This window comes from Winslowiella iniecta (assembly GCF_001267535.1).
In the GTDB taxonomy this organism is placed as follows: Bacteria; Pseudomonadota; Gammaproteobacteria; order Enterobacterales; family Enterobacteriaceae; genus Erwinia; species Erwinia iniecta.
The window spans coordinates 33699-58676 of sequence record NZ_JRXE01000017.1 but is presented as its reverse complement, the minus strand read 5'-3'; the positions used below and the strand labels follow the sequence as shown (position 1 = coordinate 58676).

The following is a 24978-nucleotide window of genomic DNA, read 5'->3' as shown; positions in this document are numbered from 1 at the left end:
TGGCGATGGGCGGCCGTTTTGGCGATAACTATGGCCGCCGCCGGGTGTTTATTACCGGCGTGCTGCTGTTTGGAATCGCTTCATTACTCTGCGGCCTGGCGAACAGCGTCTGGCTGTTAATGCTGGCCCGGGCACTGCAAGGCGCAGGTGCCGCGCTAATTGTGCCGCAGATTCTCGCCACGCTGCATGTCTGCCTGCATGGTCGTGAGCATGCGCGTGCCATCGGCCTGTACGGTGGCATCGGCGGTCTGGCGTTTATTATTGGTCAGGTACTGGGGGGCTTTCTGATTGCCGCCAATATCGGCGGCTCTGGCTGGCGCAGCGTATTTTTAATCAATATTCCCATCTGTCTGATAATCCTGCTCAGCGCCCATAAAGTGGTGCCGGAAACCCGGAATTCACAGCGCGTCAGCATCGATTTGGCCGGGACGACGCTACTCGGCAGTGCGATTGCCAGCCTGCTGGTTGCGCTGTCACTTGGCCCGCTGCTGCACTGGTCATGGCCTTGTATTCTGCTGCTGGCACTGTTCCCGTTGTTGCTAAAACGCCTGTGGCAAGTTGAACTGCGGCTGGAAGCGCGTCAGGGCTCCCCGCTGCTGCCGCCTGGTTTGCTGCGGTTACCGAGCGTCAGATTTGGTCTCAGCCTGGCGGTACTGTTTTTCTCCAGCTGGAGCGGCTTTATGTTTGCCGTGGCATTAACACTGCAATCGGGCATCGGGCTGAGCTCGTTTCAGTCGGGTAATGCTTTTATTGCCCTTGGCGTCGCCTACTTTATCGCCGCGATGTTCAGCACCCGCATGGTCGGACGCTATGGCAATCTGGGGACGCTGCTGATCGGCTGCGCGATCCAGATGGCCGGATTGTTGCTACTGATGCTGACGTTTCAGCTTAGCTGGGGAGCGATTGGCATCAGCACCCTGATTCCCTCCACCGCGCTAATCGGTTTTGGGCAGGCGCTGATCGTCAGTTGCTTCTACCGCATCGGGCTAAGTGACGTGCCAAAACATCAGGCCGGTGCGGGCAGCGCAATGCTGTCCACCGTACAACAATCCGCGCTGGGGCTTGGCCCCTTGCTGATGGGAACGCTATTTAGTCAGCTGTTACAACATCAGGCGAATTATCAGCAGGCGATTATTGCCACCCTGGCCGTGGAATGGCTGGTAATGTTGCTGCTGGTGGCGACCGCCATCGCCACGCGCCGCCAGCTTCAGCCCCAGGCAGACGGCTGACGGCATCACGGGCCGCTGTCGCGGCCCTGTTTACCCTTTGTAAACAGAGAATAAAAAAATATCGATTTTGATGATTTTTAGGTTTATCTCATCGCATAAATAAAACACAATACCCGCCTAAATGTGATGGGCGTCACTTTTTTTCGCCCCTGTGGATTTCGCTGCGTCGAAATAATCTTTCCTTTCACTATTCTGTTAACTTCATGCAATCAACCACAGTTTCACGCAAAACGGCCTGGCTACGCGTCGTTCTGCTCTCTGTCGCGGCGTTTATCTTTAACACCACCGAGTTTGTGCCGGTTGGTTTGCTGTCCGATATTGCCAGCAGTTTCTCGATGAAAACCGCTGACGTCGGCATTATGTTAACCATCTATGCCTGGGTGGTGGCGCTGATGTCTCTGCCGCTGATGCTGGCTACCCGGCAGGTGGAACGGCGCTTACTGCTGATGGCGATTTTTGCCCTGTTTGTCCTCAGCCATGTGATGTCGGTACTGGCATGGGATTTTTGGTCGCTGGTGGCGTCACGCATCGGCATCGCGCTGTCGCATGCCATTTTCTGGTCGATTACCGCCTCGCTGGCTATCCGTGTTGCTCCGGCCGGTAAAAAAACTCAGGCGCTGAGTATGCTGGCGACCGGGACTGCGCTGGCGATGGTTCTGGGTGTACCGATTGGCCGCATTATTGGTCAGTATCTTGGCTGGCGTATGACCTTCGGCATGATTGCCGCTTCCGCCCTGGTTTTACTGCTGATGCTGGCAAAACTGTTACCTAAACTGCCAAGCGAACATACCGGTTCACTGAGCAGCGTACCGGTGCTGTTTAAACGCCCGGCGCTGGTCGGCCTCTATCTGCTGACCACCTTAGTGGTGACCGCGCACTATACCGCCTACAGCTATATTGAGCCGTTTATGCAGAGCGTGGCATCCATGGGCGAGAACTTCACCACCTTCTTGCTGCTGATTTTTGGCGCGGCGGGCATTCTGGGCAGTATCATTTTCAGCGTGTTTGGCAACAAATTCCCTTCCAGCCTGCTGATCAGCGCCATCAGTCTGATCACCCTGTGCATGGGATTATTGCTGTTTGCCGCCATTCATCCACAGGCAATTTCCGTGCTGTGCATCGTCTGGGGGATGGCGATGATGATGATTGGTCTTGCAATGCAGGTGCGCGTACTGTCGCTGGCACCGGATGCAACCGATGTGGCGATGTCGCTGTTTTCCGGGATTTATAATATCGGTATTGGCGCGGGCGCGCTGCTGGGTAACCAGGTCAGCAGCCATTTGAAGATGGCCGATGTGGGGAATGCGGGCGCAATACTCGGACTGGTCGCACTGTTGTGGTGTCTGTATATCTTCCGCCGCTACCCTCAGTTGCGTAGCAACGGTTAAAACAGAAAAGGCTTCGTCAGTCATTGGTGACTGGCGAAGCCCTCGTTCTGCGCGATAACTAATTAGTTATAGATGACTGCGGTGCCATGCAACTTGTTCTGACCAGAGGTCGAAGTGATGCGGAATGACTTTGCGCCCGCGGCTTCCGCTTTCTCTGCTAACTGGTTTTCCAGCGAGGTCAGATTGGAACTTCCGCTCGCGCTAATCACACCCATCTGCTGCTGATCGGCCGGGGTGACATCCACCTGCTGAGCGGCAAAACCGGCAAATGAAACGGTGCTAAGCATCAGGGCAGCCAGGGTAATTTTTACGTTTTTCATTATCATCTCTCTTAAAATCAGTTGAAGTTTTCGGCTGGTCGTTAATTAGTTAACGATCGATAACTAAATGCTAAACCTTCACCCCGCCTCTCGTCAAATCTATTTTTTAATGATCGTTAACTTAATTGACATGCGATTGATATCTAATGAATTAAACTTTTTATGTTCATGATGATCGTGCGCATTAAGCTGCGGTTACATGATTCACGCCCTGCGCCCTTGCATAATTTTTTAATGATCGGTAATTTAATTTGTAAGGTTTAAGAGTGTTAAGCGAGGAACCATGACTATCAATCAGGACGTCTGTGCCAAGAAAGGTCGCGGCAGGCCGAAACTTTTCGATCGTGAAACAGCACTGGATAAAGCGCTGGAGCTGTTCTGGGCGCATGGTTATGAAGCGACGTCGTTAGCCGATCTGGTGGCAGCCACCGGCGCTAAAGCGCCTACGCTGTATGCAGAATTCGAGAATAAAGAAGGGTTATTCCGCGCGGCAATGGATCGTTATATCGAGAAGTTTGCTGAGCAGCGTAAAGCCGCGCTCGCCTGCCCCGAACGCACGGTCGCTCAGGGTATTGAGAACTACTTCCGCTCGACTGCCGCCTGTTTTACCGACCGCACCAAACCGGCTGGCTGCTTCTTTATCTGTACTTCCACGGCGCTCTCTGCGGCGTCGGGTGAAGTGGCAGAAATGCTGCGCACACGTCATAACGCGCAAGAAGCGACGCTGCTGGAATTTCTGCAACAGCGCCAGCAGCAAGGTGAGATTGCCCGCGCGACCGATACCGATGGCGTGGCGAAATATCTCTCCTGTGTACTGCAAGGGATGTCAGTTCGTGCACGCGAAGGCGCATCTCGTGAAGAGCTGGAAGGAATTATCGATACCGTGATGCGGTTATGGCCGACGCTGGTGATGCCCGCCTGAAACTAACAGCTTATTGCTGGCTGCCGCTGCCAAAATCAGAGCGATGACGGGTTCAGCCGATGAGGCTGTCGGCAAGCGTGCATAACCCGAAAAACAGCCACATTCGTGGCTGTTTTTATTTCCAGGACGGGTCGTTTTCACCCGTCGTGCAATCTTTACGCCAGATGAAATACTTCGCATAAAGCATCGCTGACCGGACTACTGTCTGCATTCGACGGCATCAGTTCACGCATTGACTGCCACCAGCGCTGACAAACTTCGGTTTGCGCCACGGCATCCCAGCGCTCCTGTGACTCAATTTCCACATAAGCAAACAGCAGATTGCGCCCGGCATCGAGGAAAATGCTGTAGTTATGTGCACCATGCTGCCTCAGCGTCTGCTCCAGCTCTGGCCAGATCGGGGTATGCCGCTGCTGATAAGCCGCATGCGCCTCTGGGTAAACCTGCATCACAAAAGCTTTACGCAACATTGCGCTTACCGATGTCGAGTGCGGCTTGCCAAGGATGCACGCCAAAGCGCTCGCCCAGCGCCACCAGTTCATCCGTGCTGATAGTCTGCTTCATACCGCCCATTGAGATCACTTTGACCAGTACTTCAGAGGATTTTTCGGCAGTATCAATCAGACCAAAAGTCTCATCCAGCGTGGGGCCTGCGCCGAAGATCCCGTGGAATGGCCACAGTACCAGGCTATGTGATTTCATCTGTTCCGCGGTAGCTGCGCCAATGCCGTCGGTACCCGGCACCATCCACGGCACAATACCCACGCCATCCGGGAACACCACCAGACATTCGGTGCTGCCTTCCCATAACTGGCGGGTAAAGCTGGCGGCATCCAGTTCCAGCACATAGCTTAGCGCGATAAAATGAGTGGCGTGGCAGTGCATAATCACGCGGTCGCTACCGTTAGTCAGCTGCTTGCGCACTGAATGGGACTGGAAATGCGACGCCAGTTCCGAGGTCGGCACCCCGCCATTGACCAGTCCCCAATGGATGCGGAACGACAGGCCATCTGCGCTGACCTGCAATAACACCAGACTATCAGCGGGATCAAGCTGCACATTACGGAAAAACTTACCGGAACCGGTGACCAGGAACCAGCAGTTGGCCAGCGCCGGAGCCGGCTGGCTCAGTTCAAGGTGGCGCGGCTCAGCGTAAAAATCAGCGGCAAACGGTTTGACCTCTTCTTCCAGCAGTCGCAGGCTAATATTTCCGCCGTTGCGCTCATCCCAGCCTTTCAGCCACATATCACTGGTGGCTTTTACCATTCCCTGTACAAACCATGAAGAAAGAATGCTTTGCATAATAAATCCTTAGCGTTGACTGAGTATTTGTTGTTCGTAGTTGCGCACATCGCCCAGCCAGCTGGCATCAGCAGGTACATCATGGCGTAAGCAGTAGCTTTCCCATACCGCCTGCCACGGCAGCGATTTCTGCTCTTCCAGCAGCGCCAGACGCGCGGTGTAATCCCCTGCCAGCTCCAGTTCACGCAACTGATCGGATGGCTCGAGTAACGCACGCAGCAAGGCTTTCTTGGCATTACGCGTTCCGATAACCCAGGCGGCAATACGGTTTATTGAGGCATCGAAGAAATCCAGCCCGATATGAACTTTATCGAACAGACGCTGACGCACGATTTCACTGGCAATCGCCTGAGTTTCGTCATCCAGCAGCACCACATGGTCGCTGTCCCAGCGCACCGGGCGGCTGACGTGCAGCAGCAGGCGTGGCACATACAGCATGGCGGTAGAGATCTTGTCGGAAATCACTTCGGTCGGATGGAAATGGCCGGCGTCCAGCGTCAATGCGGTCTGGCGGCTGGCAGCATAGCCAAGGCAGAACTCATTGGAGCCGACGGTGTAACTTTCTGCACCAATACCAAACAGCTTGCTTTCAACCGCATCAATATGGTGTTCAGGGTTAAGTTTCTCTTTGATAATCTCATCAAGGGAATTCAGCAGGCGCTGACGCGGAGCAAGGCGATCCACCGTCAGATCCTTCATGCCGTCCGGCACCCAGATATTCATTACCGATGGTGTGCCCAGTTGCTCACCAAACCACGCGGAGACTTTGCGACTGGCCTGACAGTGCTCAATCCAGAACTGGCGGATTTCCGGGTTGCTGTGCGCCAGGGTAAAGCCGTCAGCACTTAATGGATGTGAGAAACAGGTCGGGTTAAAATCCAGCCCCAGCTTGTTGCGCTTCGCCCACTCCACCCAATTGGCAAAATGTTTTGGCTCGATGGCATTACGCTCCACCGGGCTGTCGCTTTCCAGGTAGATAGCATGCAGATTCAGCCGTTTAGGCCCCGGAATCAGTGACATCGCCTGATCGAGATCGGCACGTAACTCTGCCGCGCTGCGCGCCTTGCCCGGATAGTTACCGGTGGCCTGAATACCGCCGGTTAAGGCACCCTGCGGATTTTCAAAACCGCGTACATCATCACCCTGCCAGCAATGCATAGAGATCGGCAGTTGATCCAGTTGCGCCATGGCGGCATCGACATCCACGCCGATGGCTGAAAAACGCTGTTTCGCCAGTTCGAAAGCCTGTTCGATTAACCGGGTCATAGGCAAAGCTCCTTCGTAGGTTGACTGAGCGCCTGAAAACGCGGCCAGCAGGCCGTGAAAGCACTCTCGTGATAAGGTTTAACACTGTGCTGCGGGAAATTTTGCACCACCCGCTGACGGAACTGACCGACATCCGCCAGTTCGCCAAGCGCAATCAGCTGACAGCCGATATTTCCCAGCGTCGAAGCTTCGACCGGCCCGGCGCTGACCGGCAAATTGCAGGCATTGGCGCAGAGTTGATTCAGAAAATGGTTCTGACTGCCACCGCCGACAATGTGCAGCTGGCTGAAGCTTTTGCCGCGCAGCTGTGTCAGCTCGCCCATCACCTGGCGATACAGCAGCGCCAGGCTGTCAAAAATGCAGCGCGCCAGTTCGCAGGCGGTTTGTGGAATCGCCATCGACTGACCGGCGCAGGCATCCTGAATTTCACGCACCATACTGGCGGGGTTGATAAAGCGCTCATCGTTCGGGTTGATAATGGATTTGCAGGCCGGCAACTGCGCCGCCTCTTCAATCAGCTGGCAGAGATCGGCAATCCGCAACTCGTCACACACCCGCTGTAACAACCACAGTCCCATAATATTTTTCAGCACCCGGTAGCGCCCTTCTGCACCACCTTCATTGGTAATATTGGCCTGCATCGCGCTGCTGCCGGTGCACGGCTGGCGGCTTTCAAAACCCATTAATGACCAGGTGCCTGAGCTGAGATAGGCGCTATCGTCACCACTTAAGGGTGTGGCGAGAATTGCGCTGGCGGTATCGTGGCTGGCCACCGCAATCACCGGCACCTGGATGCCCTGAGCATTCTGCCACTCGCCCACTCTTTTTCCGGGCTGTGAAGCGCTGCCGAACCAGTCACGCCTGGCGCCAGCCCACTGCAACAGCTTTTCATCCCACTCACCGCTGTCGATATTCAGCAACTGCGTGGTAGTGGCATTGGTGTATTCCCAGTTCAGCTGACCGGTCAGCCGCCAGGACAAATAATCGGGGATCAGCAAGGCATGGGCGACACGTTCAGCCTGCTCAGGGTGCGCATCGCTAAAGGCGCGCAGCTGATAGAGGGTATTGAACGGTAAAAACTGAATACCGGTGCGCTGATAGATCGCCTGACGCCCCAGCTCACGTTCGGCTTTTGCCATCAGGCCGTGAGTGCGTTTGTCGCGATAGGAAACCGGCAAACCGACGCGGTTACCCTCGTCGTCAATCATCACCAGATCAACCCCCCAGGTATCGATACCGATGCTGTCCGGCACAATGCCTTCACTATCCAGTAGCGCCAGTCCGGCACGGATTTCAGCTTCCAGTGCATCGACATCCCAGCAATCGTAGCCTTCCACCATCAGCCGCTGATTGGCAAAACGACTGACTTCACGCAGCGTCAGACCGCCGTCTTCCGACTGATAACGCCCCAGCATCACACGCCCACTTGAGGCGCCAAGATCGATGGCTACAATATTGCGAATGGTCATGGATTTAGCTTCCTGGTGATTCAATGCCCCCAGTGTAAAATCCACCACGTTTGCCACCTTCCTGACACTGCCAGTGACCCGAGCTCGCTGGCAATCGCACAAAGATGAACGTGAATCAGCTCACAGTTTCGCTTTTCCGCCACCACATCAGCAGATGTGACGCATTACGCATTTCTGATTTTTTCCCAATGATTCTTGAAAAATTAGCGCGTTAAGCGAGTTTCCTCGTGCAAAATTCAAGGTAAGGTTGAACGGCGCTGATTTAGTATCGGTTACAGTCTTGTTAACAGAGGGCAAACCATGACCGTATTGCACAGCGCTGATTTTTTCCCCAGCGGAGGATTTCCGGTTGCCATTGAACCGCGCGCGCCGCAGGGCGCTTTTCCTGAACATCATCATGACTTCCATGAAATCGTGCTGGTGGAGCAAGGTTCTGGCATCCATGTGTTTAATGGCCAGCCACAAACGTTGTGCGGCGGCTGCGTCTGTTTTGTACGCGATCATGACCGTCATTTGTATGAGCAGACAGAAAACCTGCATCTGACCAATGTGCTCTATCGCGGGCCTGATGCTTTTCGTTTTCTTACCGGGCTGCGTGATTTGCTGCCGCAGGAGCAGGATGGACGTTATCCGTCACACTGGCGCATCAGTAATAAACTGATGACTCAGGCCAAAACGGTGATCGATCAGCTGGAAACACTGCCTGCAAATTACTCGCTGGAACAACAGGCTGAGCAAGAGCTGCGCTTTATGCAGTTGCTGATGCTGTTACGCCAGGGTTGCCGCGAACAACACAGTGACGATCAGGATGGTCGCTTGCGTCGCTTACTTGACTGGCTTAACGACAATTACAGCGATGATATCGACTGGGACACGCTGGCAGACAGATTCTCATTGTCGCTGCGCACCCTGCACCGCCAGATGAAACAACAAACCGGCAATACGCCGCAGCGCTATCTGAACCGACTACGTCTGTTACAGGCACGCCATCTGTTGCGACATAGCGATCACCGCATTACCGATATCGCATTTCAGTGCGGTTTCGGCGACAGTAACCACTTTTCGACGCTGTTTAAACGCGAGTTTGGCTGTGCCCCGCGTGCCGAACGTCAGCAATCACTGTAAGAGGAAGTTGCATGAGCCTTGTGCTGGCCAGAGCGGATTATTTACCTTCGGATGCCATGCCGGTGGCGGTTGCTGACCGCGCGCCGCAGCCGTCGTTTCCGCCGCACCGTCACGAGTTTTATGAAATCGTTATCGTCTGGCGCGGAAATGGTCTGCATGTGCTGAATGACCGCCCGTGGCCGGTCACCTGTGGCGATATTTTTTATATTAAAGACAGCGATTGCCACAGTTATGAGTCGGTCAACGACCTGGTGCTCGACAATATCATTTACTGTCCGGAGCGCTTTAAGCTCGGCCTGGACTGGTCACAACTGCTGCCGATGGATGACCCTGATCATCCCGCCTGCTGGCGGCTGACCACCCGTGGTATGGCCATGGCGCGCAATGTTATTGCGCAACTTGAACAGGAGAGTCGTAAAAGCGACCTGCTGTCGTTGCAACTGACCGAAGCTCTTTTTCTGCAACTGGCGCTGATTCTGCGGCGCTATCGTTATGCCGTCGATCGCGCTTATGAACAGCCGGAAGGAGAACAGCTGGACCTGCTGATGGCGGCGATTCAGGCCGACAGCGAAGCGCCTTTCGATCTGACGCAATTTTGTCAGCACAGCAATCTGTCTGAACGGGCACTTAAACAACTGTTTCGACAGCAAACCGGCATGACCATCAGCCACTATGTGCGGCAGCTACAGTTGTGCCGGGCAAAATATCTGCTGCGCTGTAGTGACTGCCTGATCGGTCAGGTGGCCGCACGCTGCGGCTTTGATGACAGCAACTATTTCTCTGTAGTATTTACCCGCGAAACCGGGATGACGCCCAGCGCCTGGCGTCAGCGATTCGAACAGGCGGGGAAAGCGGCGATGAAAACGGCATGATTCGTTAATCACATGCAGATATCATCGACTGATGCGCCAGATGACATCTCAATGCGCGGCTATATTAATGACTCTTTCCGCCGACGCAATCGTTGAAGGGCGATGAGCGATAATAATTCGCGTAATCGCCAATCCATTAATCGCCTGATTAATCAGCGCTTCATTTTCTTCATCCAGATGACTGGTGGCCTCGTCCATAAACAGAATACCGGGACGCCGATACAACGCCCGCGCAATAAATATTCGCTGACGCTGCCCACCGGATAATCCTTCGCCAAGCTCACCTGTCAGAGTTTCATAACCCATTGGCAGAGCCATAATATCATCGTGAATATGGCTGAGTCGGGCGCAGCTTTCGAGCCAGGGTTCATCGACTTCATCATTAAAGCCAGCGATATTATCGCGTAGAGAACCGGCAAATAATCGGTCCTCTTGCAGAATACAGGCCACCGCACGTCGATAATTACTGACGCCAGCAACGTGGATATCCCGCCCGTCCACCAATACTCGCCCTTCCTCTGGTGCAGTCAGACCACAGAGAACTTTCATCAGCGTGCTTTTTCCACATCCCGAGGGGCCGGTGACCGCGACGCTTTCCCCGGCAGCAATACTGAGATTCAGACCGTGAAATACCGGTGATGACTGGCTGTCATAGCGAAAACTGAGACTATGAACCTTAAGAGAGAGAGCTTTGCCGGGTGGGAACAGCTCTTTCTCTGGCACATCCGGTTCCGGCGTGGTTAGCGCAATATCAGCAATGCGTTCGTTATGCAGGGATAACATGCGCAAGCGCAGCAGCATATGCGTTAAACTCAGTGCCCGATCGGTAAAAAGCTCACGAAATACGGTGAAAGCAACAAAAGCACCGATAGTCATTTGATGACCAATAATGGCGCTGATACCCAGCCACAGAATCACAACATTATCACAGGCTTTAATCAGTACACTGATGCTGTTGAAGAGCATATCGAAGCGCCGCTTAGTGACTGAAGCGTTGGCAGCATCAACAGTCAACGTTAACCAGTTACGACGTCGCTGACCCGCGAGGCCTTGAGCTCGTAAGGTCGCGATGCCGTACAAGCTCTCAGTGAAATGTGAGCTGGCGGTGGCACTTTTTATCAATTGTTCCTCGGCAAGCTGCCGATAACGGGCAAAGGTTCCCAACCGCAATATTACGTACAACAGCGTGAACACCACAACCACCGCCGACAGCATGCCACCATAAAGAATCAGTAGCACCAGTGCACCGGCCATCATGATGCTGTCAATTACCGTACCGGTAATATCATGAATCAGCGTGTCACGCAGCACGTCCAGCGAGCCAAACCGCGACTGTACATCCCCCAGCTTACGTTTTTCAAACCACGGTAAAGGCAGGCGCAGCAGATGGCGGAGTAGTCCGTCCTTCCACTGAATATCCGTCAGCGTATCCGTGATCATCACTGACCATGATCGAACCAGATTGAGCGCGGCCTGCAGCAAGATCAAACCCAACAGCGCAAAGCAGACCAGTTCCAGCAAGCCATGATCGGCAGCCGGGATAACATGATCCATCACGACCTGGGTGCTGACCGGTAACAGCAGACTGATAAATTCAGTCATCAGCGAAAAACAAAAGACCTTTATTAACGCGCGACGAAATCCACTGATGCCTGCCATTAATTCGCTGATTCGCAATGTCTTGCGACGAACTTCGGCGACAAATCCGCTGTCGGGCCACAGTTCAAGCGCCACACCAGTGAAATGCTGAGACAGCATTTTGCGACTGATAATTCGCTGGCCGGTGGCCGGGTCATGAATCACAAAACGGTCGGAAGTCGCGCGCACCAGCACGACAAAGTGGTTGAAGCCCCAATGCAAAATACAGGGAAGCCGCAGTTTACTGAGTTCATCCAGTTCCAGTGACAGCGCCCGGCTGGCAAGTCCGTTGCCTGTGGCAATATTATGTAACATACCCAGGGTGGCTCCACGCGAAGAGACGCCAAATTCCGCGCGCAGTGAAATAATATCGGTATAACGGCCATACCATCCCCCCACCATTGCAATACAGGCCAGCCCGCACTCAGTCGCTTCGGTCTGCAAAATCAACGGTACACGTCGCCGCAGCGAAAAATTAAGCCGCGATCTCAGCCATTCCAGGTTGCCGTTATCCATCGGTTATCCCTCCCACACTGTCGCGAATGTCGTATAGCGGAGACAATATCCATTGATAGAGCTTTCGCTGTTCAAGAAAAAGTGTCGAGGTCGCTTTCATACCGTTTTCCGCTTCCAGTGGCCTGCCTTGCCAACTGAATGTGCTGCTGTCCGGCTGTACCGTGATTTTATACCAGGTATTTGGACCCGACTGTTCTGCATGCGGTGCTGCTGGATAGGTCGCCCTCTCTTGCCAGGAAGACGGCGTAGCGGAAATGCCCGAAATGCTACCGGGAAACTGACCAAACTTATCGGATGAAAATGCGTCGTAGCGAATATTTACCCGATCATCAATTTTTAAAAAAGGCACGGCGTTATCTGGCACCCAAAGCACTAATTCAAAACGACTGACGCTGCCGGGAAGAATCTGCGCCAGACTGTCACCACCGTTTACCATCTGGCCGGGCGTAACGCTTAAAGAGTCAACCCGGCCCTCCACCGGAGAAGTGATTAACAGCGTACCGGCCGCCTCGGCATCGGTGAGTTGTCGCTTCAGATCATTCCTTTGCATATTTAACCGATAAATTTGATTATCAAAGTCGGCAGCCTGAATACGGATATTTCCCTCAAGCGTCAGCACCTGTAGTGCATTATTCTCGTGTTGCCCACGAAGAGTCTGCAATTCGTTTTGCTGCTGATAATAAAGTGCGATTTGACTGGTAAGCTGATCTTTATTGATCAATCCACTCTGTTGGTAACGCTGATAGTTTTCCATATTCGCTTTAATAATGCTCAACCCCTCTTGCGCTTTGTTCAGAATCTCAGCAGAATTTGCCTGCGCGGCCTGATAACGGGTCTGCTGTTGCAGCAGCATATCCAGCGTGACCTGTTTACTTTCCTGTAAGCGAATAATCATGCTTCCAACCGTGCGTATCTGTTCTTCGATGTCTTTTCGCTGATGTTGACTGACGACGCCGGAAGTAGTAGTGCGGCTAACATCAATCGCGTAAATCACCTGCCCTTTTTTAACCGTATCACCCGGTTCGACCAGACGATTAATAATAAATCCGTGCTGGGGTGACATTACGTTGACGGCTCTGGGTACAGAAACCATTTCGCCGTTAACATTAATCCGCCGGGTATAACTACCCAATAACAAAAATGCTATGCACCCGCTGAAAAACAGCAAAGTAACACTACTTACAAGCCACACAGGCAACCCGGATAATAATAATGCTTTACCTGACCAGGCGTGACGTCGATAATCAAGCGCATCCGGGCGATAGAGTGACATGGGAATTCCCTTCTTATGCCTTTGATTAAGTGATTGGGTCTTATAACAATCTATTAGCAATATTAAGAAGCCCCCGGGGAGGCTTCTTAATGGTTAATTAGCGACGATGTCCGCCATCCTCTTTAGCCGGTTTTGAACTTCCCCCACTATTTGATGAACTGTCACCGCCATTATGACCAACGCCAGGCATATTAATATTACACCCACCACCGATACTAATTGATGTTGAGGTCGCACCGTTGCCATCGTTAGTATGGCTTATTGAAGCTCCGCCCTGACAATCGCCTATAGTAAAACCGCCAGCAACGTCTTCCATTTCTTTTGTATCAAGTTCACGCATAATTTAATCCTTTTTACAGTAGCTTGCGAAAATAACGCCTTTTTCTCTCATCGTGTTATGCCAGTGAGAGGGGGATTCGGAGAAAAAAATATTTTCAACTCCAAATTTCTTCATGTTCTGAATGGAGTATGAAAAACTTCCTTCAGGATAGTGTTTGCGAAAATCTTTTCTTAGTTGAGGGCAAAAGGGCATGCGATAATCGACGCCGATTTTTTGGTAAAACTGTCGTTCTTCTCGTTGAAATGATTTAAATTCCTTCAGGTTGAGGAATTCTTTTTTAGTCATTCCTCCAGAGTTTTCATTAAAACTAATCCTCTCTGCCGGGCTATTCATAGATCCATGCCATATAATGATAGAGTAGTCATGTATGATTTTATATTGACCTGCCGGGAAAATATAATTCGCACACGAGGATGCACATAAACTTCGCACCTCAACATCCATCTTTTTTTCGAAAATAACTCGGGCAATTTTTAACGCCGCTTCCACATCACCACCGGTACTGTTTATTGACAACCTTCGTATATCCTGCTGGTTAAGCAAGTCAGCGAGCTGGTCATAGGTATCGCTATTGATTTTTCCATCAAGATATACCACTCCGTCTCTTGCGGAAATTGCCGGGGGATTCAATCCTGATGTTGTATCTTTAAACTGAATGCCTTTGTAACTTCCGGAGCATCCGGATAAAAACAAAGGAAATGTAGTGAAGAGGAAAGAAAGAAATATGACCTTTAACAAGCGCAGATTTTTTATTGGGTGATCAACCAATAAAAAATGATGAGTCAACGTTGGCTTTTTCAATAATAAACGTGGCAAACCGAGGGCGAGGTTGCCCGTAAGGAAAGAATTCATCCATAAATTCATTAGACTTTTTCCAATAAACAGTTAGTAACAGGAAACTTATTGGAAAATACTATCCATTAAAAACTCACAAGTAAATAGAGATTACAAAAATAAAGTATCATTGCCCTTCCCATAAACCAGCGAAAGGGCAATATCAAATAACATGTTCCTGTATTATTGCGCCATACCCAAACCAACAATATTCGCCGCCAGAATAATCACCAGGCAACCGATACTTAATACGCCAACCGGTCGGCGCCCTACCGATTTCCACTCTTTTAGCACCAGGCCGACAATACCGCCGCACAGGACATAGAAGCTCATATGCAACATCCAGCTGACGAAGTCATACTGCGCCGGAATATTGGCGTGACCCCAGGCGTAGAAGAAGAATTGCAGATACCACATGGTGCCGCCCAGCAAAGCAAACAGCACATTGGCAATTAACAGCGGTTTTGCCACCGAGAAATCCGCTTTGATCGACAGGTTGGATTTGGTCGCTAAACGAATAAAACAGTACGCCAGGTTTACAATTGCCCCCCCGCCCATAATCACCACATAGCTGGGCAGCGCCACATACAGCGGATCAATACCCAGTGCCGCAGCCGCTTCATGCATAGGTTTCGCCGCGTCCATGGCAAATGACATACCGGCAGAGAAAATACCGCACACTACCGCCAGCATCAGCCCTTTTTTCAGATTGAACTCTTCCGCCTGAATGCCCATTGCGCGTTCTTTCAGTAAGCCTGCGCGCGCCACCACGGCCACACCGATCAGCGCCACCAGCACGCCCAGCAGCGTCAGGCGTCCACCCGGCGAGCTGAATAACTCAACAAAGCGTCCCTGTAGCAGCGGCGTCATCAGCGTGCCGACCACCAGCGTAATGCCGATGGCAATACCAATGCCCATCGACATGCCGAGATAGCGCATGGTCAGGCCGTAGTTGATATTGCCGATTCCCCACATCGCACCGAACAGAAATATCGGCAACAGGGTCGCCAGATCGAATGAGGCATAGTAGCGCCAGAATTCCGGCAGCAGAATGGCACTGACCAGCCACGGCAGAATCAGCCATGACATAATACCGCCGACCGACCACATCGTTTCCCATGACCAATTTTTGACTTTTTTTAGCGGTGCATAAAAGCACGCGGCGCTGGCGGCGCCGACCAGGTGCCACATAATACCGAGCAGGATCGCGTTATCCATTATTATTCCTTCGTAGACAGAGGCCGTCAGCAACCGTGCGGTTGGCTGAGTAACGAGGAGTCTAAAGAGTCGATGGCCTGCTCAACCTTATGCTGGCTGCCCGGCGTCCGCCAAAACTGGCAAAATTCAGTGGATGACAACGATTGCGATCACAAAATTATCCAGTGCTCCCTTGCCGCTGCTTGCTGGCTTCTGCGCGGTTAAGATCCGGCAGAAGCTGCGGTTTTTATCAATTTGTTAGCGCTGTGCGGTGAAACATAACGTTATTGCCAGTGCCGCCTTTTTCATGGCACTCAGAGAAAGGTGCCGGAGGATAAACTGCGTCACTTTTTGCTTAATCAACAGCAGTTTTGCAAAGCATTAACAAAAAACATCACCACTTGTGACGGAGACCGGAAAAATGGCAACGCCCCAGCAACGTATGTATATCAACGGACAGTTTGTTGAGAACCAGAGTGATAAATGGATCGAGGTGATCAATCCGTCTGACGAAACGGTACTTTCGCAGATCCCGGAAGGCAGTGCCGATGATGCGAAACGGGCAATTGATGCGGCACAAGCCGCCCAGCCCGGCTGGGAAGCGCTGCCGGCGGTTGAGCGCGGTGTCTGGCTGCATAAAATTGCTGACGGCATTCGTCAGCGTGCGGACGAACTGACGGATGTGATCGTCGCCGAGGGCGGGAAAACCTTCGGGCTGGCGCAAACAGAAGTGCTGTTTACCGCCGACTATCTGGATTATATGGCCGAGTGGGCACGCCGCTATGAAGGCGAGATTGTGCAAAGCGATCGTCCAAACGAAAATATTCTGGTGTTCAAAAAAGCCATCGGCGTGACCACCGGGATTCTGCCATGGAATTTCCCGTTCTTTTTGATTGCGCGTAAAGCCGCACCGGCATTGATCACCGGTAACACCATCGTGATTAAACCGAGTGAATTAACCCCGAACAACGCGGTGATCTTCGCCGAAATCGTCGACAGCATTGGCCTGCCAAAAGGGGTATTCAATATTGTCTTTGGCTATGGCCCCACCGTGGGTCAGGAGCTGGCGGCCAACCCGAAAGTGGGCATGGTCAGTTTAACCGGCAGTGTTATCGCCGGGATTGAAACCATGAAAGCCGCCGCGCCAAACGTCACGAAAGTGTCGCTGGAACTTGGCGGTAAAGCACCGGCTATTGTGATGAATGATGCTGACCTTGATATCGCCGTTAAGGCCATCGTCAGCTCACGCGTGATTAATAGCGGACAGGTGTGTAACTGTGCCGAACGTGTCTATGTGCAGGAAGAGATCTACGACAGCTTTATCACCCGCCTGACCGCCGCCTTCGAACAGGTGACCTTTGGCGATCCGGCGCAGCAGAAGGAGCTGGATATGGGGCCGCTGATTAATGCTGCGGCATTGCAGCGCGTTGAAGAGAAAGTGGCTAAAGCGGTGGAACAAGGGGCGCAGGTGCTTATCGGGGGCAAACGTGCCGGTAACAAGGGTTTCTTCTTCCAGCCGACGATCCTGACCAACGTCAACCAGCAGATGCCCATTATGCGCGAAGAAATTTTCGGGCCGGTACTGCCGGTGGCTACGTTCCGCACGCTGGATGAGGCCATTGCGCTGGCTAATGACAGTGAATATGGCCTGACGTCCTCAATTTTTACCAGCAATATCAATACCGCAATGATTGCGCTGCGCAAATTAAAGTTTGGTGAAACCTATATCAACCGCGAAAACTTTGAAGCAATGCAGGGTTTCCACGCCGGATGGCGTAAGTCCGGGGTCGGTGGTGCCGATGGTCGTCATGGACTGGAAGAGTATCTGCAAACTCACGTGGCTTATCTGCAATTTCAGTAAACCCGCGTCCGGATACGGGCCAGTCTGACTGGCCCGTTATTTACCAGGGCGTCAGTAAACTGCCACGCAGCGGTGGAAAATCCCGCTCGCTGCCGACAATCAACTTGATCGCCCGCTGTGCCAGCGTCTCCAGCGGTAAACTAATCAGCGGCAGCAACGGTTCACTAAAGGCGGCTGCCGATCCATCAAGACTGAATACCATCACCTGCTGCGGCACCGCCAGTTGATAACGTTTCAGCAGCTCGACCACCTCCAGCCCCTGGTAATAATCCGTCACCAGCACCGCATCAAACGCCACCCGACGGTTGATCAGCCCCTGCAAAGCCACACTAACCGACTGTTCTTCATCCATAATTAACTGCCGGTTAAACGGCATCGCCATGGTTTCCAGCGCACAGCGATAGCCCTGTAACACCTGCTCCGCGGCTTCCCCCGGATTAAAATTCAGCAGGGCGATTTTGCGCCGCTGTTGTGTAAACAGGTAGTGACTGGCGGTCTGGCTGGCAAATTCATAATCAATGCCTATCTGCTGTTCACCCGAGGCATTCAGGCAGTCAATCAGTACCGCCTGCTGCGCGCCAGGCGGCAGCGCAAAACGTGCGCCGACCACCATCATTGCGTCACATAAGCCGGTGCTGAGTTCAGAAATCGCCTGCTCAACCGCGGCGGTAGTGTTGGCAAAGCGCAACAGCAGATGCTTTTGATGCAAACTCAGTTGCTTTTCCAGCGCCTGCAAATACGCGGTGGCCTGCTGGATATGCTCCGTGGCGCAAATCACCCCAATACAGTGGGTGGTCTGGCTGGTCAGTGATTGCGCGATGGCATTCGGTTTATAGTTGAGAATGTCTACTGCACGGAGAACCGCATCGCGGCTCTCCTCTTTAACGCCACGGCTGCCACTCAGCACCCGTGACACTGTCGCTTTAGAGACCTGCGCCAGACGCGATACATCATTAATACTCGCCATCATTGCTCTCTGTTATTGCTACTACTACTGGCCGGAAAAACCGTTCTCGCTGGCGGTGCGGGCAAACCATTCACCGCTTTTTTTCACGCTGCGCTGCTGCGTTTGCAGATCCAGCTGGACAAAACCATAACGGTTTTTATAGGCATTACACCATGACCAGTTGTCGATAAAAGTCCACATATGGTAGCCGAGGCAGTTGCTGCCTTCCGCAATACCGCGGTGTACCCACTGCAAATGTTCACGAACGAAATCAATACGGTAATCATCCTGGATCTGACCAGCTTGTGCAAAGCGCCCTTCATTTTCAACGCCCATACCGTTTTCCGAGATAAAGCAGCGCGGATTGCCATAATTTTGCCGCAGGTTGGTCAGGATGTCATAGATCCCCGGCTCATAAATCTCCCAGCCGCGATAAGGATTCATTTTTCTACCCGGCATTTCATAGTGATCAAAAAACCACTCCGGCATAAACGGGCTGTCGGGATTCACCAGCGAGTCACGACATTTAATGCGGCGCGGCTGGTAGTAATTGATTCCCAGCAGATCGACGATGCCAGCTTCCAGCAGTTCGCTATCGCCCGGCTGGCATTCGGGTAGCTGTCCATGCTGTGCCAGTAATTCCACCAGCTGTTGCGGATATTCACCGCGCAGCGCCGGATCGAGAAAACTGCGATTAAACATCAGGTCGGCAATATTCGCCGCCTGCTGATCTGCCGGATTCCCGGAGCGGGCATACGATGGTGTCAGATTGAGGATAATCCCAATTTCACCGCCCTGCTGACGTCGACGATATTTTTTAACCGCCAGCGCATGAGCCAGCATGGTGTGATACGCCACCGTCGCGGCGCGTTTGAAATCCACCACATTCGGATAGTGAAAGTCATATAAATAACCGCCCTCAACCGGCACAATCGGCTCATTAAAAGTGAACCAGTGCTGAACCCGATCGCCAAACAGCTGAAAACATTTATCGGCATATTCAGCATACGCCTCAACCACTTCACGATTTTCCCAGCCGCCCTGCTGCTGCATCACCAGTGGCATATCAAAATGGAACAGGTTAATAAACGGCGTAATGCCCTGCGCCAGCATCTCATCGATCATCTGCTGATAAAAATCCACCGCCTGCGGATTCAGCTCACCACGTCCTTGCGGGATTAATCGTGCCCATGAAATCGAGGTGCGAAAAGTGTTGTGATTCAGTTGCTTCAGCAAGGCGATATCATCACGCCAGTGCTGATAAAAACCCGAGGTCTCTGCCGGCCCAACCTGCTGGTGGAAACGCGACGGCTGTCGGGCAAACCAGTGATCCCAGATCGTGGCGCTTTTACCGCCGCTCAGGCTGTGACCTTCGGTTTGTGGTGCCGAACTGGCACTACCCCACCAGAAATTGTCAGGAAACTGATATTGCATGGAAATTTCTCCTCAGGTACGGGCGGGAAGATCGTTACTCTGCGCAGCAGCGTCAGCCTGTTGTTTTTCGGCGTCCTGTTGCAGCAAAGTGCGCTCATAAACGCGCAGGAAAGGCAGATACATCAGCGCCGACATCAGCATACAGAACAGGCACATAAATACCGGACTTAGCGCCCAGTTGGCAGCCCATGAAGCGCCAATGGGGCCCGGCGTGGTCCACGGCGCCATCGACACCACCTGCGCCACCCAGCCCAGCTTAGTCGCCGTCCAGGCAAACACCGCGTTAATCATCGGCACACAGATAAACGGCAGGAAAAACAGCGGATTCATAATAATCGGCATACCGAACAGAATCGGTTCGTTGATATTAAAGAAACTCGGCACCACCCCCATCTTACCGATAGTGCGCAGATGCACGGCGCGACTGCGTAACAGCAGAAAGGCCAGCGGCAGGGTTGAGCCGACGCCGCCAATCAGCAGATAAAAATCCCAGAATCCCATCAGATAGGTATGCGGCAACAGGCTGCCCGCTTCCAGCGCTGCCTGGTTCGCCGCAAGGTTGGTTAACCAGAAAGGATTCATAATTCCGGTCACAATCAGCGCGCCATGGATGCCGGCGAACCACAGCACTTGACAGACCAGCACCGAGATCAGCACTGCCGGCAGAGAGTCGGAGGCCGATACCAGCGGAGCCAGCAGATGCATTATCGCCTGCGGGATAATCATTCCGGTCCAGGATTCAATCAGCAGATTCAGCGGATGCAGCGTAGCGACAATCACAATCACCGGAATCAGTATTTCAAACGAACGCGCGACGCCGGTCGGCACCTCTTTCGGTAAGCGAATGGTAATATTGTGGCGTTTCAGCCAGGCATACACTTCACTGGTATACAGTGCGGTAATAATGGCGGTGAAAATTCCCTGACCGGAGAAGTAGTCGGTGGCGATTTTGCCATCCTGATAAGGCGCCGCCACCAACAGAAAGCCCATAAAAGCCAGTAAACCGGTCATCACCGGATCAAGTTTATGATGCTTACCAATACTGGCACCGATGCCAACTGAAATAAAAAAGGTCATCACCCCCATGCTGAGGTGATAAGGCAGCATCAGCTGTTGACGATGGTTCACCGAGAAGTCCAGCCATGCGCGGGCGAACCCCCATGTTGTGTCCGGTGAGAACGGCGGAAAGATAAACACCAGCATAAATGAGCCAATGATCATAAACGGCAGTGCGGCAACAAAGCCATCGCGAATCGCGATAACATGGCGTTGCTGACCCACCGCTCCGGCCATCGGCGTGATTTTACGCTCGATGATAGTGATTAACACCTGATAGACCGAGCTCATCAGGCTGCTCCTTTTTCGGCGATCAGCTCAAGGGCAAAATCCAGCACCTTATCGCCACGCTGCATACCGTAATCCATCATATTAATCGGTGCCACCGGGATACCAGACGCGGCGGTCTTCTCTGCCAGACTCTCCAGCATATATTTTATCTGTGGCCCCAGCAGCACCACCTGGTAATCCGCAAAACGGTCGTCAAATTCTGTGGCACTGTAAGCGGCGATATCAACATCCAGCCCGCGCTTATCGGCTTCTTCCAGCATTTTTCGCACCAGTAAACTGGTAGACATCCCGGCGGAACAACAAAGCATAATCTTGTGCATAACGTGTACTCCCTGTCGGTGATTGACAGTGAGTGGAAACGATATGGAAACCGGTTTCCAGACAAATTAAGCAATAATGAGAGCTGACTCAAGAAACCCGTCTCACTTCACCTGCGGGATGTGAAATACATCACGCGGCTTTAAGTGACGGGTACAGTAAGAGATCCTGAACAGGCTGTTTTCAGGATCCCTCAGTGCTGATGACGGTCGGTTAGGTCAATATTCCCGTGGCACGCCAGTAATTAAGATAACGCATTAACAGCGGGTGATTCATCGGTATAAATGGCGGAAAGGACATCTCTTCTGTTGCCAGTTTCATATTCCTCGCATCATATACCGGCATATTTTCATACAGTTCCCAGCGGGTTTTTTGCCGATACACCGCTTCGGACAACATCGGTAACAGCGGCGTTAACGGATTTTCTGCGGATTGATCCGCTTCCAGCCGTGCCAGCCATTCGGTATAGCTCAGCGGCTGTAACGGATAACCACACTGATTTAACAATTCGAAGAAAGCATTAAAATCGACCGACTGTTCTGGATCGGGTGGCACCAGATGATAGGCTTTAGCCAGATTTGCATGATTGCGTGAAATATGTAACAGCGCAGCACTGACATAATCAACCGGAACAAACTCATCACGCTGGTTAAATAACAGTGGCGATGCGCCGAGTTTAATACAGCCTTTTATCAAACGGGCGATAAAATCGGATGGATTCCCTGCCCCGCTCTCGCTGTCTCCGGTGATAAACCCAGGCCGGTAAACGGCCAGCGGAATACCGCGCTCTTTTGCCTGCCAGATTAATTGTTCAACTACCCACTGACTTTGTGAATAACCGGAAGCATATTGCATTCCCGCGAGGAACGGGGCCAGATCGTCGCCTTCATAAATACGCGTTACCGGTGAAAGCAAACTTGCCGGACCAAATACCGCAATCGTTGAAACATAGTGCAACGGCTTGGTTTTTCCCTTTACCGCAAAACGTAAAACATTCAGCGTGCCGAGCACATTGGCAGCATAATGTGCCGAATAAGGCTGAATATAATTAACATGCGCAGCCAGGTGATATATCAGATCGCACTGCTGTGCCAGATGTTCGTAGCTCACTTTATCCAGAGCCAGATGCGGCTGTGCGATATCGCTGACCAGTGCTTCAATGCGCCCGTCAAATGCCGGCTGCCACAAGCCATACTGTTGCAAATTTTGCTTAAGCCGCAGCCGTGCCTCGGCATTGCTGGCAGCCCTTACCAGACAAATCACCCGCTCAGTATCATGCTGTAGCAGCAGGTCACGCAGGAAAAACGCTCCGAGAAAACCGCTGGCTCCGGTCAGTAACACCACGTTGCGACTGGCGGTCAGCGGGCTGGCATGGGGCTGAATATCGGGAGGTAACCGACTGTCATTGCGCATTATCGCGCAGGGATCCTGAGGTTTTCCCGCTTCATCGTGTTGCAGGCTGAGCGCCATCCAGCGCGGCGAGGGTGCGTCGTAAAGATTTTGCACCGACACTCGCCGCCCCAGGCTTCGGCCTACCTCGGTCACCACTCTGGCCGCCTGCAAGGAGTTCCCCCCCCACTGGAAGAAATCGTCATCAAGGGTTAACTCAGGTGCATCAAGCACCTCTTGCCAGATGCGCAGGATAACTGACTCGTTATGCTGCGTGTCAAAATCCGCAGGTGTCAGGCAATTCTTTTGCTGGAATTCGGCCAGCAGCCGCCGTCGATCAATCTTGCCGCTGGCGGTCATCGGCAGACTGTTGACCACCATCATGCGCGGCAGCATATAGCCGGGCAGACGCTGTTTAAGCCACAGCTCAATTTCGCTCTTGGCAAATCTGTTGGGTAAAACCGGCACGATAAAGCCGATCAGATATGGTTCTGCGCGGCTACTTTTAATCACACAGACGGCAGCGGCCTGCAACAGTTCGCTCTCCAGTAGCTGATGCTCAATCTCTTCAAGTTCTACCCGGTGCCCGCGGATCTTAATCTGGTTATCCAGCCGACCGGCAAACATAAACATTCCGTCATCGCGCTGCCAGGCTAAATCGCCGGTGAAATAAAGGCGTTGTGGCTGGCTTTCGCCCTCGGTCTGGAACGTGCTGAAGTGCCGGTGATTCAGCTCCGGCTGATTCCAGTAGCCCCGCGCAACGCCTTCGCCGCCAATATAGAGGTTGCCGATCACCCCGGCGGCAACCGGCTGTTGTTGGTTATCCAGCACCCAGGCGCAGGTATTATCAATCGGCAGGCCAAGCGGGACATCTTCGCTGACCTCTTCTGCCGAATGCAGTTCACAGCTCAGCGCAAACACCGTGCACTCAGTCGGGCCATATACCGCAATTAAATGACGCGGCGGCGCGCTGTTTAACACTTTGATCAGGGTCGCGCGGTTGGCCACTTCCCCGCCAACCAGTAGAGTATTGAGATAACGAAAAGCCTGCGGGCAAGTGGTGGCCACCAGATTAAAGAGTGCCGTGGTAATAAACATGACACTGACTGAATATTGCTGCAGTGCGCTGGCAAATAACCAGGGGTCGACCACCGTTTCCTTCGGGATAATGACCACCGCGGCACCGTTAAGCAACGCTCCCCAAACCTCAAACAGTGAGGCATCAAATGTCGGATTGGCAATTGCTGCCACGCGATCGGTAGTGGAAAAACTCACATAATGCGTATTCAATACCAGACGAATAATACCTCTGGCTTCAATCTCCACCGCTTTCGGACGACCAACTGAACCCGAGGTAAATAAGATATGACTGCGGTGATGCTGCTGTAGTTTATAATGGGAGATTGGCTGTTTTGCACCAGCCGGTGGCGTGATGTTCTCCAGCAGTATCTGCCGACCGGGCAAATCATCGCGGCGCGCACTCTTATTTGTCAGAATCACATCAACCGCTAAATTTTGCAGCATGTAACTCAGCCGGGTATCAGGCAGCCCAGGATCAAGGGGAACACAACTGCCTCCTGACCATAATATTGCCAGCTGACAGATAATATTTTCAATACCCGGCGGCAGCAAGATGGCCACCGGCATTTCATAATCGATATCCCTCTCTTGCAGGCAGATTGCCAGTGCGCTGGCTCGCTGGGCCAGCTCCGCATAATTAACCGTATGCTCCGGCGTAATAATCGCGGGATGTTGCGGGGAGGCGTTAACGTGCTTCAGAAATAAATCGATTAAGCCACTTTCATTTGCCGGGGCAGATTTTTGACCAATGTTATGTCCATTACTGCGGAGAAAAAACTGTTCCATAGTCGTTCACCTTAACGATCCTGTCAGAATAAGCAGTATAAGGTAATTTTATTTTAGCAAAAGCACTGGCTGGACAATTTTTACTCAGCAGGAATATCAGTTTGAATAGTAAGTATTTCTTAATTT

The 24978-nt window shown here is 52.5% G+C and carries 21 protein-coding genes; 6 read left to right on the top strand and 15 right to left on the bottom strand.

What is annotated here, in order from left to right:
* Together NG42_RS13165 and NG42_RS13160 are read left to right on the top strand one after the other, a co-directional pair.
* Nucleotides 1-1229 (top strand): MFS transporter (locus tag NG42_RS13165; RefSeq protein WP_052899970.1); only part of this gene is annotated, 1229 nt, incomplete at its 5' end.
* Between the two features lie 203 nt (nt 1230-1432).
* Nucleotides 1433-2617: a sugar transporter gene (locus NG42_RS13160; protein WP_052899917.1), complete on the top strand. Its 1185-nt coding sequence runs from the start codon at nt 1433-1435 to the stop codon at nt 2615-2617.
* Nucleotides 2618-2679: 62 nt separating this feature from the next.
* Here NG42_RS13160 and bhsA read toward each other — a convergent pair whose 3' ends face one another.
* Nucleotides 2680-2937, bottom strand: coding sequence for a multiple stress resistance protein BhsA (gene bhsA, locus NG42_RS13155; protein WP_052899916.1), 258 nt, complete (start codon nt 2935-2937; stop codon nt 2680-2682).
* Between the two features lie 283 nt (nt 2938-3220).
* Between bhsA and NG42_RS13150 the strand changes: the two genes are divergently transcribed.
* On the top strand, nt 3221-3859 hold the full coding sequence (locus NG42_RS13150; protein WP_052899915.1) for a TetR/AcrR family transcriptional regulator: 639 nt from the start codon (nt 3221-3223) through the stop codon (nt 3857-3859).
* A 155-nt stretch (nt 3860-4014) separates the two neighbouring features.
* Here NG42_RS13150 and rhaM read toward each other — a convergent pair whose 3' ends face one another.
* Genes rhaM through rhaB form a run of 4 tightly spaced genes read right to left on the bottom strand, consistent with a single transcriptional unit; the run spans nt 4015 to nt 7896 of the window.
* Nucleotides 4015-4329: an L-rhamnose mutarotase gene (rhaM, locus tag NG42_RS13145; protein ID WP_052899914.1), complete on the bottom strand. Its 315-nt coding sequence runs from the start codon at nt 4327-4329 to the stop codon at nt 4015-4017.
* On the bottom strand, nt 4319-5161 hold the full coding sequence (gene rhaD / locus NG42_RS13140; RefSeq protein ID WP_052899913.1) for a rhamnulose-1-phosphate aldolase: 843 nt from the start codon (nt 5159-5161) through the stop codon (nt 4319-4321). The genes rhaM and rhaD overlap by 11 nt, the downstream gene beginning before the upstream one ends.
* Before the next feature lie 9 nt (nt 5162-5170).
* Complete coding sequence (locus NG42_RS13135) at nt 5171-6427, bottom strand: L-rhamnose isomerase (RefSeq protein ID WP_052899912.1); 1257 nt, start codon at nt 6425-6427, stop codon at nt 5171-5173.
* Nucleotides 6424-7896: a rhamnulokinase gene (gene rhaB / locus NG42_RS13130; protein WP_052899911.1), complete on the bottom strand. Its 1473-nt coding sequence runs from the start codon at nt 7894-7896 to the stop codon at nt 6424-6426. Before rhaB ends, NG42_RS13135 begins: the two co-directional genes overlap by 4 nt.
* A 300-nt stretch (nt 7897-8196) precedes the next feature.
* Between rhaB and rhaS the strand changes: the two genes are divergently transcribed.
* Nucleotides 8197-9021 (top strand): HTH-type transcriptional activator RhaS, encoded by an 825-nt coding sequence (gene rhaS / locus NG42_RS13125; RefSeq protein ID WP_052899910.1) that lies wholly within the window; start codon nt 8197-8199, stop codon nt 9019-9021.
* Between the two features lie 11 nt (nt 9022-9032).
* Complete coding sequence (rhaR, locus tag NG42_RS13120; RefSeq protein WP_052899909.1) at nt 9033-9893, top strand: HTH-type transcriptional activator RhaR; 861 nt, start codon at nt 9033-9035, stop codon at nt 9891-9893.
* Nucleotides 9894-9941: 48 nt separating this feature from the next.
* Here the strand turns inward: rhaR and NG42_RS13115 are convergent, their stop codons facing one another.
* The 5 genes from NG42_RS13115 to rhaT form a co-directional block, all read right to left on the bottom strand.
* A complete protein-coding gene (locus NG42_RS13115; RefSeq protein WP_052899908.1) occupies nt 9942-12047 on the bottom strand; it encodes a peptidase domain-containing ABC transporter in 2106 nt (701 codons plus the stop codon).
* Nucleotides 12040-13380: an HlyD family secretion protein gene (locus tag NG42_RS13110; RefSeq protein WP_241488354.1), complete on the bottom strand. Its 1341-nt coding sequence runs from the start codon at nt 13378-13380 to the stop codon at nt 12040-12042. The genes NG42_RS13115 and NG42_RS13110 overlap by 8 nt, the downstream gene beginning before the upstream one ends.
* Before the next feature lie 37 nt (nt 13381-13417).
* Entirely contained in the window at nt 13418-13660 is a 243-nt protein-coding gene (locus NG42_RS22685) for a hypothetical protein (RefSeq protein ID WP_156322013.1), read from the bottom strand.
* Between the two features lie 3 nt (nt 13661-13663).
* Entirely contained in the window at nt 13664-14524 is an 861-nt protein-coding gene (locus NG42_RS13105) for a Clp protease/crotonase-like domain-containing protein (protein ID WP_156322012.1), read from the bottom strand.
* A 153-nt stretch (nt 14525-14677) separates the two neighbouring features.
* On the bottom strand, nt 14678-15712 hold the full coding sequence (gene rhaT, locus NG42_RS13100; RefSeq protein ID WP_052899905.1) for an L-rhamnose/proton symporter RhaT: 1035 nt from the start codon (nt 15710-15712) through the stop codon (nt 14678-14680).
* Between the two features lie 400 nt (nt 15713-16112).
* On the opposite strand from rhaT, the gene aldA reads away from it, so the two are divergent.
* Complete coding sequence (aldA, locus tag NG42_RS13095; protein ID WP_052899904.1) at nt 16113-17552, top strand: aldehyde dehydrogenase; 1440 nt, start codon at nt 16113-16115, stop codon at nt 17550-17552.
* A 40-nt stretch (nt 17553-17592) separates the two neighbouring features.
* On the opposite strand, the gene NG42_RS13090 is transcribed toward aldA, so the two are convergent.
* From NG42_RS13090 to NG42_RS13070, 5 genes are all read right to left on the bottom strand, one after another.
* Complete coding sequence (locus NG42_RS13090) at nt 17593-18519, bottom strand: LacI family DNA-binding transcriptional regulator (RefSeq protein WP_052899903.1); 927 nt, start codon at nt 18517-18519, stop codon at nt 17593-17595.
* A gap of 24 nt (nt 18520-18543) precedes the next feature.
* Nucleotides 18544-19932 (bottom strand): glycoside hydrolase family 1 protein, encoded by a 1389-nt coding sequence (locus NG42_RS13085; protein WP_052899902.1) that lies wholly within the window; start codon nt 19930-19932, stop codon nt 18544-18546.
* A 12-nt stretch (nt 19933-19944) separates the two neighbouring features.
* A complete protein-coding gene (locus NG42_RS13080; RefSeq protein ID WP_052899901.1) occupies nt 19945-21279 on the bottom strand; it encodes a PTS sugar transporter subunit IIC in 1335 nt (444 codons plus the stop codon).
* The gene (locus NG42_RS13075) at nt 21279-21599 is read right to left on the bottom strand and encodes a PTS sugar transporter subunit IIB (RefSeq protein ID WP_052899900.1); all 321 of its coding nucleotides are present in this window, start codon (nt 21597-21599) and stop codon (nt 21279-21281) included. The genes NG42_RS13080 and NG42_RS13075 overlap by 1 nt, the downstream gene beginning before the upstream one ends.
* Nucleotides 21600-21810: 211 nt before the next feature.
* Complete coding sequence (locus NG42_RS13070) at nt 21811-24852, bottom strand: non-ribosomal peptide synthetase (RefSeq protein ID WP_052899899.1); 3042 nt, start codon at nt 24850-24852, stop codon at nt 21811-21813.
* Between the last annotated feature and the right edge of the window lie 126 nt (nt 24853-24978).